The organism is Ensifer sp. MJa1, from assembly GCF_037026475.1.
Classification (GTDB): domain Bacteria; phylum Pseudomonadota; class Alphaproteobacteria; order Rhizobiales; family Rhizobiaceae; genus Ensifer.
On the sequence record NZ_JAKUMO010000014.1, the window covers coordinates 79,844 to 96,160 of the forward strand.

Consider the following 16,317-nt stretch of genomic DNA (forward strand, 5'->3'; position numbering starts at 1 on the left):
CGCCGTCGAGGCGTTTTCGAGCGTCGGCCGATACTCAAGCGACGGGTGGCTTGGCGCGAACGGCCTCGATGATCTCCAGCGCCTCGATACTGCGCGAAAGTGGCATGAGCGCATGGTTACGCCGGCCCTCAAGGATGGCGGCGCTGGCGGCTTCGATCTCGAATTGCAGGCCGTTTCCGGGAAATGCATGGTCGATGCGCTTGAGCCCGGGCGGGCACAGGCGGCGGGCAACCTTGAAAACGGCATCAGCCACGCCTGGTCGGCTGGTCGATGCCACAAGCTTGCGCGCCGCTCCGCCGGTGGCGACAAACAGGCGGTTTGCCTTCAGGAACGGGGCGTCGATGACGAGCGTGCCGAGATCGCCGTCGATGATGAAGCGATTGCTTCCGTTCCGGTCGAAGCCGCAGGCGAGGTGGGCCGCGAAACTTCCGTAGTCGAGGTTCAGTTCCGCCGACAGGTCGACGCCGGTGGGCGCGCGCCACCAGCGGCCGTCGACGGCATTCGGCGTGCCGAAGAGATTGAGACAGAGGGCGATCGGATAGACCCCGAGGTCGAGCAAGGATCCGCCGCCGAGTGCTGGATCGAAAAAGCGGCTGCCGGCCTCGAACGGCTTTGCATAGGCGAGTTCCGCCCGGACAGACCGGATGGCGCCGAGCGCTTCCGCCGCGAGCAGTTCGCGGACCCTTGCGATCGCCGGGAGGAAACAGGTCCACAAGGCCTCCATCGCGAACGCGCCACTGGCATCGGCTGCCTGCGCGAGCAGGCGCGCATCGGCCGCGGTCGTCGTCAGCGGCTTTTCAACCAGTACTGCCTTGCCGGCGGCCAGCACGGTGGCCGCGTGCTCGCGATGGAGCGCATTGGGGGAGGCGATATAGACCGCGTCGATGTCCGAGGCCGCAGCGAGTGCAGCGATATCCTGATAGCGGCGGATGTCGCCAAAGCGATGCGCAAAGGCTTCAGCTGTCGCCGCACTGCGGGAAGAGACGGCGACAAGGCGCGAATTGCCGGCAAACTGGAAATCCGAGGCAAAGCTGCTTGCGATTGTGCCGGTGCCGGCGATGCCCCAACGGACCCTGTCACGCATTCCCTGATGTCCGCTGCTCGGCTGGTTCTGATTGCCGTGCATCGTGCCGTGGAAGTCTCAAGGCCCGGTAAACGCAAGGCAGGCACCGGCACCAAGGCGTTCGGCTTCCTTCGGGCAACGGCGCGCAATGCCCAAAAAGAATAAGCCCCGCGCGATTTCTCGAGTGGGGCTGTTCGAACGGGTCCGCGAAGCGAACCGAAAAATCAGGCCGACTTGCGGACCGGAGTCTTTTCTGCGGAGGCGGGTTCGTCGCCGTAGATTTCGTTGAGCGTGCCAAGAATGCGCATGACCGCGTCGGATGAGCTCGAATAGTAGATCGTCTGCGCGTCGCGACGGGTGCTGACGAGATTCTGGGCACGGAGCTTAGAGAGATGCTGGGAGAGAGCCGACTGGCTCAGCCCAACCTTGTTGGCCAATGCGCCGACTGCCATCTCTTCCTTGACGAGGGAATCGAGGATGAGAAGGCGCTTAGGGTTTGCCATGGCCGAGAGGAAACCGGCTGCTACCTCGGCTTCATCGTGTTTTTCAGGCGAAAGTGGCTGCATTGCGTGCTCCATGCGAAAATTACATCACACGTAGTTATGGTTGACGAAGCACGATAATTAGTCGTGATGCATAAAAGGGCAACCACCTACTGCAAGAAATGGGGGTAGCTTTCCGCCGTTTAACCGTTAAGTTCACGCAAAATTGCCCGTAAATTGGAACTGTCTTCGATTAGGGCAGGGAATTCCAGCCTTTTCAACCGGTCGCCGTCGGCGAGATCAAGACCGGCCGCGTCGATGCCGACGATCTTCCAGTTTCCTTCCGGCGCGTTCAAGAGCTTGACGGCATAGTGCTGAACGGCGCTGGAGTGATCCGAATTCATGTGCTCGATCGCGCTCGCTTCCATGGCGGCGAGCGATGCGATGGCGGGCGTGTCGATGACGAGGTCTTCCGCGGTCAGGACGTATGCGCGGCCGAAGCCGCCGTTAAGGCTGGCGCGGAGTGGCGTCAGGCGAAAGAAGCCGAAATCGGGAAAATCGACATAAAGCTTCGACTTGGGGTGGCGACGAACGAATCGCTCGCGGATCCGGACATGGTCCTCGCTGTCGCGGGCGACCTGCTCGGCAGTGCATTGCACGGTGAGACGAGGGTGGGCGAGGGGATCGCCCTTGCCGGGCTCGCCGGTCAAAAGCGAGGCGCGGTTATCGGCCAGCAGCGCCTGGGTGTGGGTGGAAAGCCTGGAGATCAGGATGACCGGCACGCCGTCGACATCCATGCCGACGAGCACGCGGCTGACGAAGGGAAAGCCACCACTGTCAGGCTCGATCGCCGCGAGCGAGGCGCTGCGGGCGCCGCGCAGGAGGATGCGGGCGAGGGTGCGGGCCTCGTCATCGGTGTCGCGCAATACGCTCGGCTTGTCGCTCATGTCCTTGGAACCTTTCCTGCCATGCTATCACCGCTCCGCAATGAAAAAAGCCCGGAGCGGTCGTCCGGGCTTTTATTGGCTTGTTGAGCGGGTTCGTCAACTTTTGTTGCGGTGGCGGGTCAAGCCTTGCACGATATCCTGGGCATCGATGGTGCCGACGACGGAACCGTTGTCGACGACCCCGATGCTGCCCGGCTGGCGCGACATGGCGTCGAGAATGTCGACGAGCGGTGTCGTCGGCTTTGCCGTTGCCGTGACACCCGCAACCGTTACGCCGCGCTGGACGCCGGTCTGCATCACGTCCTTGGCCGTGAGCATGGTGATCGGGTTCATGTGCTGGACGAAATCGGCGACATACTGGTTGGCCGGATTCTTGACGATATCCTGCGGTGTGCCGCACTGGATGATGCGTCCGCCCTCCATGATGGCGATGCGATTGCCGATGCGGAAGGCCTCGTCGAGATCGTGGCTGACGAAGATGATGGTCTTCTTCAGCCGCCGCTGGAACTCGAGCAGTTCGTCCTGCAGACGGGTGCGGATCAGCGGATCGAGTGCGGAGAACGGCTCGTCCATCAACAGGATTGGCGCGCCGGTGGCAAAGGCGCGGGCAAGGCCGACGCGTTGCTGCATGCCGCCCGAGAGCTCGTTGACCTTGCGGCCGGCCCATTTCGTCAGGTTGACGAGGTCGAGCTGTTCGCCGACCCGCGCCTTGCGCTCCGCATCCGGCATGCCGGCAAGTTCGAGCCCGAAGCCGACATTGTCGGCGACGGTGCGCCAGGGCAGCAGCGCGAACTGCTGGAACACCATCGACACCGTATGCATGCGGAAGTCGCGCAGCGACTTCGCATTGGTCCGATAGGGGTTGAGCGCCCCGTTCGACGTCTTCACCTCGACATCGCCGCGCACCACAGGGGCGAGGCCGTTGACGGCGCGAAGCAGCGTCGATTTGCCGGAGCCCGAAAGCCCCATCAACACCAGGATCTCGCCCTCGGTGATTTCGAGCGAGGCGCCGGCGACGCCGAGCACGAGGCCGGTTTCGGCACCGATCTCGTCGCGGGTCTTGCCCTGGTCGACCATCTGCAGCGCGACTTGCGGGTTGTTGCCGAAGATGATGTCGACGTTCTTGAATACGACAGCGTTGGTCATGCGCCTTCTCCTTCGTCGGACGAGCGGAAAAGGCGGTCGAGGATGATCGCCAGGATGACGATGCACAGGCCCGCTTCAAAGCCCTTGGCGATGTTGACCGTGTTCAACGCTCTCACGACCGGAACGCCAAGGCCGCTGGCGCCGACGAGTGCTGCGATGACCACCATCGACAGCGACAGCATGATCGTCTGGGTGAGGCCGGCCATGATCTGCGGCATGGCGAAAGGCAGTTCCACCTTGCGCAGCACCTGGGCGGGTGTCGCGCCGAAGGCCTGGGCCGCCTCGACCAGCGACGGTGGCGTCGAGATGATGCCAAGTCGTGTCAAGCGGATGGGGGCGGGGATGGCGAAGATCACGGTGGCGATCAGGCCCGGAACCATGCCGAGGCCGAAGAGGATCAGCGCCGGGATCAGGTAGACGAAGGTCGGGATCGTCTGCATCAGGTCGAGGATCGGCCGCATGACGGCATAGACCCAAGGGCGGCGGGCGGCGGCAATTCCGAGCGGAACGCCAACGGCCATGCTGACGGCGGTGGCGGCGAGCACCAGGGCCAGCGTTTCCGTCGTTTCCTTCCAGTAGCCCTGGTTGATGATCAGCAGCAGGCCAAGGCCGGTAAACAGCGTGACGCCGATCGAGCGACGGAACCACCAGGCGAGCCCGGTGATAACGGCGACTACGATCAGCGGGTGCGGCGCATAAAGCACCCAAAGCAACGAGTCGGCGACGGCCTGCAGAAAGCGGGCGAGTTGGTCGAAGAAGAACTCGAAATTCGTCGTCAGCCAGTCGACGAACGCCTTGGCCCAGCCCCCAATGGGGATGCGGTTATCGGTCAGATATTCCACGAAGGTAAATCCGTTTCGTCAGGTCAAAAAGGAGCGCGTGACGCGGTGAAAAAAGGCGGGGCTTTTCCCCGCCTTCTGCCGATCAGAGGCCGAGCGCGGCCTTGACTGCGGCAAGGCCATCGCCGCCGTCCTTGGCGGTCACACCGGCCAGCCACGGATCGATTGCGCCCGGATTGGCCTTCAGCCACTCTTCCGCCGCCTTGTCCGGCTCCTGCCCGTCGTTCAGGATCTTGCCCATGATCTCGTTTTCCATCTGGAGCGAGAACTTGAGGTTGGTCAGCAGCTTGCCGACATTCGGGCACTCGGTGGTGTAGCCCGCACGCACGTTGGTGAAGACTTCCGCGCCGCCGAAATTGGCGCCGAAGATGTCATCGCCGCCGGCGAGATAGGTCAGCTTGAAGTTGGCGTTCATCGGATGCGGTTCCCATCCGAGGAAGACGATCGGCGCGCCATCCTTTTCGGCGCGTGCGACCTGCGCCAGCATGCCCTGCTCGGAGGATTCGACTACCTCGAAGCCCTTGAGGCCGAAGGTGTCCTTGTCGACCATGTCGATGATCAGGCGGTTGCCGTCATTGCCGGGCTCGATACCGTAGATCTTGCTGTCGAGTTCGGACTTCTTCGTCGCGATGTCCTTGAAGTCCTTGATGCCGAGTTCTGCACCCTTGGCGTTGGTCGCAAGCGTATACTTGGCGCCGACCAGGTTCGGGCCGAAGGATTCGACCGACTTGTCGTCGAGATAGGGGCGAACGTCATTTTCCTGGGTCGGCATCCAGTTGCCGAGGAAGACGTCGATGTCTTTGTTCTTGAGCGAGGTGTAGGTGACCGGAACCGAGAGAACCTTGATGTCGGTCTGGTAGCCGAGGCCCTTGAGAACGGTCGAGACCGTTGCGGTGGTTGCAGTGATGTCCGTCCATCCGACATCGGAGAAGCGGACGGTGCCACAGCTTTCCGGCTCGGCAGCTGCAGCCTGCTGAGCGGACATGGCGAGGACCGAAACGGCGCCCACCAGCATCAGTTTGAGAGAGAGTCCTTTTTTCATCGTTGTCGTTCCCCTGCCTCTATTATTGTTTTAGCCAAACACCATTGGATAGCGAATTCAAGCGCTTTGATGTCGAAGGAAGTGTATTGCGTCAATACGGTTACGGGGTGCACGATGCGACGCTGAATGTCGCAATGTCCACGAAATGGCCTGTTCCGGCGAAAAACTGTGGGTGTCGCAAACGCGCTCTGGCCTTCCGGGCCAAGCCTCGTCATTACCCGGGAGACGGAAAACCGGATGCGGTGAAGATGGCGAAACTCTATTTCAGCTATGCGACAATGAACGCGGGCAAGAGCACGTTGCTGCTGCAGGCCTCCTACAACTACGAGGAGCGCGGCATGCGCGTGGTGATGCTGATCGCCGCCCATGACGACAGGGCCGGCGTCGGACGCATCTCCTCGCGCATCGGCCTTGCGGCGAACGCCATCCCGTTCCACGGCGACGACGATCTCTATGGGTTGATCGAAAAGCTGCATGCCGATGGTTCCGGCGAGATCGCTTGCGTCTTCGTAGACGAGGCGCAGTTCCTCAACGAAGGGCAGGTCTGGCAACTCGCCCGCGTCGCCGACCGGATCGGTATTCCGGTCATGGCCTACGGCCTCAGGACCGATTTCCAGGGCAAGCTGTTCCCGGGATCGATGGCGCTGCTCGCCATTGCCGACGAGTTGCGCGAAGTCCGCACGATCTGCGACTGCGGACGCAAGGCGACGATGGTCGTCCGCCTCGACGGCGCCGGCAAGGTCGTGCGCGAAGGCGCCCAGATCGACGTTGGCGGCAACGAGAAATACGTCTCCTATTGCCGGCGCCATTGGGAAGACAAGATGCGCTGCGAGTAGCGCTTTACCCGGGCGCTTGAAACTGCCGCACTGGCAGTGCAAGTCTGGTCCGGTCTTCCCCCGCAAGAGGTCTTTCATGTCACGTCTGGCTGCCAGTCTTTTCCTCGGTCTCTGTCTCGGCGCCCCGGTGGCGCACGCCGGCGGCGATGCAGCGGCAGGGGCGGCGGTGTTTCGCAAATGCGCCGCCTGCCACACGGCGAGCGAACCGGTCAATCGCGTCGGGCCGAGCCTGATGGGCGTCGTCGGTCGCCAGGCAGCGTCGGTTGCCGGCTACAGCTATTCGGATGCGATGATTGCCTTTGGCGCCGAGGGCCATGTCTGGGACGAGGCGACGCTCAGCGAGTATCTCTTGAGCCCCAAGGCAATGGTCGGCGGCACGAAGATGACGTTCCCCGGACTCAAGAAGCCGCAGGACATCGCCGACGTCATTGCCTATCTCAAGTCGCCACCCGCCGCCAAATAGGCACGACACGACGGCGGACGGCAATCCGTTTCACACTTTTCCTGGAACTCAGCCGGGCAATGCCTTCGAAAACTCAAGCACTTCGCCTGGGTGGCTGATCAAAAAAGCCGCCGGGAAAGGCTTGTTCTATTGCTGTAAACACCCTTTATATACCTGCAATCGAAGGCTGAATAATTCGGCCGTGCTGGCGGATCCTGCCACGGTGGATCGAGGGGGAAGACATGGCGACTCTTCAGAATTTTGACGCGGAGATCGAGAAGACCAAAAACGTTGTCGAGCAGATGCGCGGCAAGCTCGAGCAGTCCGGCGTCGTGCTGGAGCAGTTCGCCAAGGCCGAGACCAAACTCGGCGATGTCAACTTCGACATCGAGAATGCCCGCATCCAGGACGTGCTCAACCAACAGAAGGTGATGGAAGCCAACATCGCCGACCTGATCATCGGTCTGGAAGACGCGACCAATGTCTTCGGTTCCGAGTTCGAGAGCATGAAGAGCTATACGGGCTACGAGAAGTTCATCGGCATGTTCTCCAAGCAGAAGATGCAGCGCATGCGCACCGACCGGGTGCGCAACATGTCGCTTGCCGGCAATCTGCAGGAGCTCTTGTCGAAGTCCGACATGATCGTCGGCATCCTCAAGGAACAGAAGTCGATCCTCGACCAGCGCTACAAGACCTCGGAACAGAGCCTGATCCAGGTGATCGAGCGCCGCAAGGGCACGATGGTGAACCTCGAAGCGGTACAGAAGCGTATCGAGGAGCTGAACCCGCTCTTGCTCGACATCGAGAACCGTATCGCGGCCTCGACCGAGCAGAAGGTGCGCACCGAACTTGAAGGTGAGCGCTCCGCACTTGCCACCGAGTACAACGAAAAGCAGGCCAAGGAGCAGGAGTTGCTGGCCGAGAGCCAGACGCTTGAGCGCTACACCTCGATGTTCCAGACCTTTGTCGATTCGCTCAACAACCAGATCGCGGCGCAAAACACCCTGATCAACAAGCTGACGATCGATACCGAGCAGCGCATCGTGCTCTACAAGGCGCTGGAGGATTCGCTGAAGACGGCCGCCCAGCAGGATGTTGCCCACAAGATCAACACGCTCGGCAGCCAGGTCGATACGGCGGCCGAAGAGACGATGGCCGGCATCGGTGCTGCCGCGCAGCGTCACATCGGCGATCTCCTCGAGATGCATGAAAAGAACATGCTTTCGACCCAGGATATCCAGCGCCGCAAGAAGCTTGCCGACGACGCCTTTGCCCGCCGCTTCCAGTCGGTGATGGATAAACACAACACTGCCAACTACGTGAAGCAGTGATCGGACGGCGCATGATCCGAACCGACGTCCGGCACGCGCCACGGGGATTTGCATGAAGGTCGCGGCTTCATCCGCTGTCGCACAGTATTTCGCGTCGATCCACGCCGCGCTCGCCGGGCTCGAACTCTTCCTCGGCGACCGCAACTCGCCGCTCTATCGCAACACTGTCGTCGGCGAAGTGATCGTTCCCTATCTGTCGAGGCTCAAGGCCTCGATCGACTGCTGGGAAAACCGCATCGGCTTCGTCGATCAGTTCCGGATCTCGCGGGCCGAAAGCGGTTTTCCGGTTTATCAGAACGTGCTGGAGCTGGAAAACGACCGCCAGACGGCTGCCAAACGCCTGGCCGATATACCTTCGGCGGACGCGCTGCGCGATGAGATGGTCGATTTCATCCTGCGCCAGAAGGCGTTTCCCGAGGCGCTGCAGGCGCGCATGGCCGAACGGCTCTATTTGGAACAGATCGGCAAGGGCGAGATCTTCTCGCCTTTCATCCTGCCGGAGACGATCCGCGTCGCCGTCAATTCCAAGACGATGCGACCCTATTACGTGGTGAGCTGGGGCGCCTTCGACGGCGCCAATACCCTGCCGATGGTCTACATGGCGACGATCGAGGACTCCTCGGAGAAGATCGTGGAAACGCTGGTGACCGAGGACGGCAAGCTCAACCCGCAGGTCGAGATCCCATTGCCGGTTGGCGGCCTGCTCAATCCGGAGCTTGCCAGCCGTTTCGACGATTTTGCCTCGAAAAACAGCAGCTACTCGCTGACGCCGGTGACGATCGCCACCAATCTCGACAAGGATTTCGCCGAGCTGCACCCGAAGCAGCTGCGCCGGATCGTGCTCGGTCCCTTCTATTCGGCCGGCATCACCGAGAACAATGCGCGCATCAACGATATCCTCTCCAAGGTGCGGAAAACCGAGAACGCCTGGCTTCTGACCTGGACGGTGCAGGAGGTCTTCTCGAAGTCGGAGCGCCCGGCCAAGCGCGGCTTCTGGTCATCGACGCCGGCGCAGGAAGAGTTCCACATCGACACCGCCAACCTGGAGGCGACGCGCATGGGTGTCTCTTCCTACGAGAAGCACGCGCTGGTGCCGCATGACGCCTATCAGGCGCTCTATGCGGCGGGCGAGGCGGAACAGGTGTTTGGCGACTACAAGGTCCACGTCATTTCCGGCAACCAGGTCGTGAGCGAGGTTTGACGATGACACTCAACACAGGGCTGACGACACTGCACGAGGACGACATTGCCAAGCATCAGGCGGTGGCGCAGGGGCTGGTGACCAAGCTCATCATCCTGGAGCGAGAGGACGCTTCCCCGGGCACGACGCTTGCCGGAACCGGCCGCCGCTTCGTCTCGACGGTGTCGACCGGCGGCCAGCGCCGCACGCGCGAGGTCGAGCTGACCAAGACCATCCAGGCCGTGCGCCAGGGCGATCCGATGTTGTCGCCGGCGCAGCACGCCGCGCTCTATCGTACCCGCCGTGGCATCCAGGTGGCGCTTGCCGTCGCTGACGTCTTTTCTCGCCAGACGAGCCTCGAGCAGCTGCAGGCGAAAAACGCGACATCGCCGCTGGCCGGAGACGAGGCGAACCAGTTCAAGGCACTGCTTTCGACGTCCTCCTATGTCGCCGCCTTCACGCTGGCCGCCTATCTCGGCTCGACGCTCGCAGGCGAAGGCGAGCCGGTGGACGATGCTGTCGAGCCCGACTTCCTGTTCGACACGCCGCAGGATGCGTTGAAGAGCCTTGTTGCGGCGCTCGACCGCAGCATTGCCGGCGCGGCTGACGATCTGGCGCTGACCGCCCGGGCGCGTGCCTTTTCGCGCGTGGCGATCGAGGGGCTGATTGCGCGCAAGGCACGCTTTACCGGACTGCAGAGCTTCGAGAATGTGCATATCCGGCTCGACCAGGACGATTTTACCCTCAATGGCTTCGACGTCGCGCCCGGCCAGAAGCGTAAACCCCTGGTGATGACCTTCAAGAAGCCGGAAGAAATCATCGGTAACCACATCGCCAAGTACCAGGCGCTGAAGCTTGCCAAGATGCTGATGGCCTACGACTTCGACCGGCAGATGAACCCCTTCGTCGAGCTTGGTGGCTTTCTCTTCACCTTCATCGGTGACGGCATGCCGGGCACCGGCAAGACGATCCTGATCCAGATGCTTGCCGGCATGCTCAACGACTATTGCGAGATCGCCGGCTACGCCTTCCACTACGAGAATTTCGGCGTCGACCAGATCTCCTCCTACCAGGGCAAGTCCGGCCAGAACTGCAAGGAGTTCGTCAACAACGTCATCAATCCGCGCGCCATCGGCTTCGGCACGATCGACGATGTCGACCAGGTGGCGGCCAAGCGCTCCGACGATCGCGCGTCTGCCGGCCAGCACGAGGTGACGGCGGTGCTGATGGAGAGCTTTGCTGGCGCCTCGACGGTGGTGCGCGGCAATTGCACCTTCGGCATGTTCTCCAACTACCCTGAGAATGTCGATGATGCGTTGCGCCAGCGCGCCGGTGCCCGCTGGCTGGTGGATGGGCCACAGACCGAAGACGACTATATCGACATTTTCGCGCTGCTCGTCGGCAAGAACCACAAGATCCCGCTTGGCGAACACCAGCTGTTCGAGGGCCAGGAGATCAAGCGCGCGGTCGCCCAGTCCTATGCCGAGCACGCGCGGCCGAAGGAGGACGGGCTTGTCGCCGTCTGGGAGCGCTACGAAAAGGAGAAGGGGGCGATCGCCTCGCTCGCCGATGTCGGCGCTTATCTGCACATGATCAAGGCGGCGGAACCGCGCTTTACCGGCCGGGCGATCAAGAACATCACCGATGCGATCAAGCTGAGAGCAATGGACGTCGAGTTGCCGGATGACTGGTTCAAGGACGCCGGCTCCTTCATGCACAAGGGCTACGACGAGAAGAAGGCGATGATCGAGGCGCTACGCGGCCCGATCACCATCGACATGGTACTGCAGGAGATCAACCGCTACGCCGACAGCGAGTTCCGCTACACCGACAAATCAGACGATGCCGCCGTCACCGACATCATCCGCCGTGAACGCCAGCGCGAAAAGGCGATCCGCGAGATCGAGGCGATGAAACGCGACGGCCGGTGGCAGGGGTGATGGAAAGAGCTGACCGATGAAACGCCTGCTGGAAGCGGAACTGATCTATGGACGGCTGCTCGATATCTCCGAGCCGCACCTGATCGCGCGCTACAACAAGGCGCTCGAAGGCTTTGGTCTGCGGCCGACGGCGTTGATGCAGTTCAGCATCGACATGACCGGGTTTTCGCCCGAAATCGCCGAGGAACTGGGCGATCGCGACTATCTCGATCCGAACCGGGTCAACCGCCGCTTCATCATCATGACGCCCGAGCAGGCGGAGTTGCCGTGCGTGCACACGAGCTTCTCCAACACCGCGGCGCTGATGCACGAGTTCTTCAACGCCAACAGCCGCGCGATCAATGCGGTGACGATCAAGGATGCGCTCTACGGCGAGATCGAGGATTCGGTTTCGATCGTCGACGACATCGACGATCTGCTGTCAATCAACGAGGTGCGCTTCCGTGTGCTTTCGGCCGAGGACATGCTCGGCAAGGCGGCAGAGCTGCGCGGACTGGTCGACCGTTTGAAAAAGGTGCCGACGGCCTGGGCCGACGATGAGATGCTGACCCGCATGGTCGAGCTTGCCAAGTTGACGGGCGATATCCGTCAGAACGCACTGGTGCCGGATCAACTGGTCTTTCGCCATGAGGCCTTCTGGGCCAATCATTTTGGTGGCGTCTATGTCTTCCTCGACGACAAGACGACGACGGTGATCTGTGACCCATCCGTGCCCGGCTTCCGCCGCTCGCGGCCCTGGCAGGTGAGCTACATCGCGCTCAATGACCACGCGCGGATCTATGACTTCCTCGCCTCGACCAAGCGGCTGCAATTGCCGCAGGCGTCCTGGGTCGAGGAGTCGGGCCTTTATCAGCATCGGGCCGACATGATCGTGCGCGGCCTGATCAACGAGGTGGATCCGATGGCGGACCTTGCCAATGCCGACCGGATCTGGCTGCAGACCTGGATGCACCGGAACGCGGCTGTGGTCGCCAGGGACGGGGCCTATCCGTTCCTGCAGGAGATGATCCGCGCGGTCGCGGCGACCGGCACGATCCGGATGCAGGACGTGGCACCGGCGAACCGATTCATGCTGGTGCGTGCAGCCCCGACCCATCCGGACCAATGGTTGGTCAACCGGCTGATATCCCAGCTCGTTCCCCGTGACTTCGTTTCGCGCTTCGTCTTCGACAAGCAAGGCTTCTACGACGCCTACGAGCGCTACAGCGAAGGCTTCAAGGAATATGTTGTGGTGTCGCTGACCGGCACATATCTCAAGGACAAGGCGGCCTTCCGCCACAAGCTCTACGGGCTCAGAGAGGAATAGGACATGTTCGACCCGATCGTTGCGTTTTTCCAGCGTGTCTTTACCGCGATCGGCCGCGGCATCGGGCTCGTGGTTGCCTGGCTGCTCTGGCCCTTCGTGGCAGCAGGTAGCTGGTACCGGCAGCGCAGCTGGATCATCAAGGGGCCGATCGGCATCATCCTGCTCGGGCTGATGCTGTTCTATGGCTACTTCATCTGGCAGACCCAGGCCTGGACGAATTTCAACGAAGACTATGTCGATCGCTACAAGCTTACGGAACGCAAGGTTCCCGCCGGCTCGCCGATGAGCGGCCCGGGGGCGACGAGCACGGGGCAGGCGACGACCGAGGGCGCCGCCAGCAACCTTGCGGGCGTCGCGACGCAGCCGATGGAATCGACGCCGGAGGCGCTCGCCGCCGTGCAACTGCCGGCCGGCACCGTCTGCCAGACCTCGGCGATCGTCGACGTCACGGCTGATCTCATTGATTTCAACGTCAATCAGAACGCCTGGATCTCGTCGATGCTGCTCTACAAGCTCGGCTTCTTCGGGCTTGATTGGGACGACACGCCCTGGCTCGACAACAAGGCGTCGTTCCAGCGCGGCGTCAACCAGGCGATCCGCCGGACCTCGGTGGAACTGGTCGATTCGCTCGGCCGCGTGCGTGGCACCTCGGGCATCAATAACGACCTGCAGCGGGCGCGCGGCAACATGCAGTTCGACGAGGAGACCTGGTACTTCGGCCTTAACCCGTTCGGCCCGAAGACGCCGACGCCGAGCTTTTATCGTCAGGCAATGAGGGATCTGCGCGCCTTCAACGCCTCGCTCAGCAAGTGCGACGCGATCTTCGACGGCCGGTCTGACAACCTCGTCGAGTTCCTCGACCGTGTGGCCAACGATCTCGGCAACACCTCGGCGATCTTGCGCGAGCGCTCGGAAAACCACAACGGCGGCTGGTTCGACACGCGCGCCGACGATCGCTTCTGGTTCGCCTATGGCCAGCTTTACGGCTATTACGGCATCCTTTCGGCCGCCGGTGCGGACTTCGACAATGTCGTTGCCCAGCGCGGCCTGCTGCCGATCTGGACAGAGACGATCAAGCAGCTGCGCGCGGCGCTGCGCATCCAGCCATGGATCATCTCCAACGGCGAGGAAGCCGGCTGGATCATGCCGACGCACCTGGCGACGATGGGCTTCTATACGCTGAGGGTGCGTTCCAACATCGTCGAGATGCGCGACATCCTGGCGCGTTAAGGCAGAACAGCAAGGCGGGCGGCCGCAATCGCGGCGGCCCGCCAGATCTTTTGAGTTAGAGCGGAATGCGGACGGAAGCCGCAGGCACGTTTCTCATCCCGCTCGGGCATCACGAACTGCGCTTGAAAGCGTGGGTGCAAAACGAGACCCTGGGGAGGGGACATGCCATGACAGAGGTCAAGTCCGATATCGAGATTGCGCGCGCCGCGAAGAAGAAGCCGATCCTGGAGATCGGGGCAAAGCTCGGCATTCCAGCTGAAGACCTGCTGCCCTATGGCCACGACAAGGCGAAGATCGGCGCCGATTTCATCGCCCGCCAGCGCGAGAAGAAAAACGGCCACCTGATCCTGGTGACGGCGATCAATCCGACACCGGCCGGCGAAGGCAAGACGACGACGACGGTCGGCCTCGGCGACGGGCTCAACCGCATTGGCAAGAAGGCGATCGTCTGCATCCGCGAGGCCTCGCTCGGCCCCTGTTTCGGCGTCAAGGGCGGCGCCGCCGGTGGCGGTTATGCGCAGGTGGTGCCGATGGAGGACATGAACCTCCACTTCACCGGCGATTTTCACGCGATCACCTCGGCGCACAATCTTCTCGCGGCACTCATCGACAACCACATCTACTGGGGCAACGAGCAGAACATCGATATCCGCCGCATCGCCTGGCGGCGGGTGATGGACATGAACGACCGGGCGCTGCGCAGCATCGTCGGCTCGCTCGGCGGCGTGGCCAACGGCTATCCGCGCGAGACCGGCTTCGACATCACCGTTGCGTCGGAGGTCATGGCGATCCTCTGCCTGTCGACGGACCTGAAGGACCTCGAAAAACGGCTCGGCAACATCATCATCGGCTATCGCCGCGACAAGAGCCCGGTCTTTGCCCGCGACATCAAGGCCGATGGCGCGATGACCGTGCTGCTCAAGGATGCGATGCAGCCGAACCTGGTGCAGACGCTCGAAAACAACCCCGCCTTCGTCCATGGCGGCCCCTTCGCCAATATCGCCCATGGCTGCAACTCGGTGATTGCGACGACGACGGCGCTGAAGCTTGCCGATTACGTGGTGACGGAAGCCGGTTTCGGCGCCGATCTCGGAGCGGAAAAATTCTTCGACATCAAGTGCCGCAAGGCCGGGCTGAAGCCCGACGCAGCGGTACTTGTCGCCACCGTCCGAGCGATCAAGATGAATGGTGGCGTCAAGAAGGACGACCTTGGCCGCGAGAACCTGGAGGCGCTGCGCAAGGGCTGCGCCAACCTTGGCCGCCATGTGCAGAATGTGAAGAAGTTCGGCGTGCCCGTGATCGTCGCGATCAACCACTTCACCTCCGACACCGAGGCGGAGATCCAGGCGATCAAGGACTATGTCGCCACACTCGGTGCCGAGGCGGTGCTCTGCCGGCATTGGGCCGAGGGCTCAGCGGGAATCGAGGAGTTGGCGCGCAAGGTGGCAGCCCTTGCCGAGGGCGGGCACTCGCAGTTCTCGCCGCTCTATCCCGACGACATGCCGCTCTTCCACAAGATCGAGACGATCGCCAAGGATATCTACCATGCGAGCGAGGTGATCGCCGACAAGACGGTGCGCGACCAGTTGCGCACCTGGGAGGAGCAGGGCTATGGCCGCCTGCCGATCTGCATGGCGAAGACGCAGTACTCGTTTTCGACCGATCCCAACCTGCGCGGGGCGCCGAGCGGTCATGCGGTGCCGATCCGCGAGGTGCGGCTTGCCGCCGGCGCCGGCTTCATCGTCGTCATCACCGGCGAGATCATGACCATGCCGGGGCTGCCGAAAGTACCTTCGTCGGAGAAGATCTTCCTCAACGAACAAGGCTATATCGAGGGGCTGTTCTAGCGGCACAGCACTATAAACGAAAAGCGCGCCGTTGACGGCGCGGCTCTTGTCGTTGTCGGATCGCGTCCTTAAGGCGCGTCGCGATCCTTCAGGTTCGCTCTTGGCGCCTCAAGCATTTGATTTTTCCCACATCGTGACCGCAAAGCGCTGCGCGGTTTTGCGCGACATGCGTCAGTGATCAGGCAAGGCTGAGGAAATCAGCCTTGCCGACGGGCACACCCTTGTGGCGAAGGATGTCGTAGGCCGTCGTCAGGTGGAAGTAGAAGTTCGGCAGTACGAATTTCGAAAGATACTCCTCGCCGGAGAAGGTCACCTTCAGCGTCGGGAAATTCAAGGTGACTTCGCGGCTGCCGCTGTCTTCAAGATCCGTGGGCTGTACCGTCTCCAGGAATGCGACGGTCTTGGCGATGCGTTCGCGCAGATCGGCGAAGGTCTTCTCCTCATCCGGGAACCGCGGTACCTCGATTGAGGTCAGCCGGCCGATGGCGCCCTTGCTGGTGTCGCTGACGCGCTGCACCTGGCCGGCAAGCGTCAGCATGTCCGGTGCCAGCCGGGCATTGACGAGTTCGTCAAGAGCGATGCCCTTTTCGCTGGCAAAGGCTTCCGCCTTGTCGAGCAGTTTGCCGAGCACGCCGAAGCCTTGAATGAAGGCGGGGACGGTGAGCTGATAAATCGTCAATGCCATG

The 16,317-nt window shown here is 62.1% G+C and carries 15 protein-coding genes; 8 read left to right on the top strand and 7 right to left on the bottom strand.

The annotated features are described in order from the left end of the window. Positions 1-34 precede the first annotated feature (34 nt). The 6 genes from MKZ91_RS19090 to MKZ91_RS19115 all read right to left on the bottom strand — a co-directional run bounded on the left by MKZ91_RS19090 (position 35) and on the right by MKZ91_RS19115 (position 5,519). Positions 35-1,084, bottom strand: coding sequence for a Gfo/Idh/MocA family protein (locus MKZ91_RS19090; protein WP_336172640.1), 1,050 nt, complete (start codon positions 1,082-1,084; stop codon positions 35-37). Positions 1,085-1,287: 203 nt separating this feature from the next. Then, positions 1,288-1,629, bottom strand: coding sequence for an ArsR/SmtB family transcription factor (locus MKZ91_RS19095; RefSeq protein ID WP_336172641.1), 342 nt, complete (start codon positions 1,627-1,629; stop codon positions 1,288-1,290). A 119-nt stretch (positions 1,630-1,748) separates the two neighbouring features. Then, positions 1,749-2,492, bottom strand: coding sequence for a HugZ family pyridoxamine 5'-phosphate oxidase (locus MKZ91_RS19100; RefSeq protein WP_336172642.1), 744 nt, complete (start codon positions 2,490-2,492; stop codon positions 1,749-1,751). 96 nt (positions 2,493-2,588) lie between these two features. Beyond that, positions 2,589-3,638 (bottom strand): choline ABC transporter ATP-binding protein, encoded by a 1,050-nt coding sequence (gene choV / locus MKZ91_RS19105; RefSeq protein WP_336172643.1) that lies wholly within the window; start codon positions 3,636-3,638, stop codon positions 2,589-2,591. Next, entirely contained in the window at positions 3,635-4,480 is an 846-nt protein-coding gene (gene choW, locus MKZ91_RS19110; RefSeq protein WP_336172644.1) for a choline ABC transporter permease subunit, read from the bottom strand. Before choW ends, choV begins: the two co-directional genes overlap by 4 nt. 82 nt (positions 4,481-4,562) lie before the next feature. Further along, entirely contained in the window at positions 4,563-5,519 is a 957-nt protein-coding gene (locus MKZ91_RS19115; protein ID WP_336172645.1) for a choline ABC transporter substrate-binding protein, read from the bottom strand. A gap of 248 nt (positions 5,520-5,767) precedes the next feature. Between MKZ91_RS19115 and MKZ91_RS19120 the strand changes: the two genes are divergently transcribed. The 8 genes from MKZ91_RS19120 to MKZ91_RS19155 all read left to right on the top strand — a co-directional run bounded on the left by MKZ91_RS19120 (position 5,768) and on the right by MKZ91_RS19155 (position 15,631). After that, the gene (locus tag MKZ91_RS19120) at positions 5,768-6,355 is read left to right on the top strand and encodes a thymidine kinase (protein ID WP_336172646.1); all 588 of its coding nucleotides are present in this window, start codon (positions 5,768-5,770) and stop codon (positions 6,353-6,355) included. A 76-nt stretch (positions 6,356-6,431) separates the two neighbouring features. Next, entirely contained in the window at positions 6,432-6,818 is a 387-nt protein-coding gene (locus MKZ91_RS19125) for a c-type cytochrome (RefSeq protein ID WP_336172647.1), read from the top strand. A gap of 221 nt (positions 6,819-7,039) precedes the next feature. After that, complete coding sequence (locus MKZ91_RS19130) at positions 7,040-8,128, top strand: hypothetical protein (protein ID WP_336172648.1); 1,089 nt, start codon at positions 7,040-7,042, stop codon at positions 8,126-8,128. A 52-nt stretch (positions 8,129-8,180) separates the two neighbouring features. Then, entirely contained in the window at positions 8,181-9,329 is a 1,149-nt protein-coding gene (locus tag MKZ91_RS19135; RefSeq protein ID WP_336172649.1) for a hypothetical protein, read from the top strand. A 2-nt stretch (positions 9,330-9,331) separates the two neighbouring features. Beyond that, the gene (locus tag MKZ91_RS19140) at positions 9,332-11,248 is read left to right on the top strand and encodes an AAA family ATPase (RefSeq protein WP_336172650.1); all 1,917 of its coding nucleotides are present in this window, start codon (positions 9,332-9,334) and stop codon (positions 11,246-11,248) included. A gap of 16 nt (positions 11,249-11,264) precedes the next feature. Then, a complete protein-coding gene (locus MKZ91_RS19145; RefSeq protein WP_336172651.1) occupies positions 11,265-12,554 on the top strand; it encodes a DUF6638 family protein in 1,290 nt (429 codons plus the stop codon). A gap of 3 nt (positions 12,555-12,557) precedes the next feature. Next, on the top strand, positions 12,558-13,784 hold the full coding sequence (locus MKZ91_RS19150; RefSeq protein ID WP_336172652.1) for a DUF2333 family protein: 1,227 nt from the start codon (positions 12,558-12,560) through the stop codon (positions 13,782-13,784). Positions 13,785-13,951: 167 nt separating this feature from the next. Further along, positions 13,952-15,631: a formate--tetrahydrofolate ligase gene (locus tag MKZ91_RS19155; protein WP_336172653.1), complete on the top strand. Its 1,680-nt coding sequence runs from the start codon at positions 13,952-13,954 to the stop codon at positions 15,629-15,631. Between the two features lie 178 nt (positions 15,632-15,809). Here the strand turns inward: MKZ91_RS19155 and MKZ91_RS19160 are convergent, their stop codons facing one another. Beyond that, positions 15,810-16,316, bottom strand: a complete 507-nt coding sequence (locus MKZ91_RS19160) for a DUF1993 domain-containing protein (protein ID WP_336172654.1) — start codon at positions 16,314-16,316, stop codon at positions 15,810-15,812. Position 16,317 lies beyond the last annotated feature (1 nt).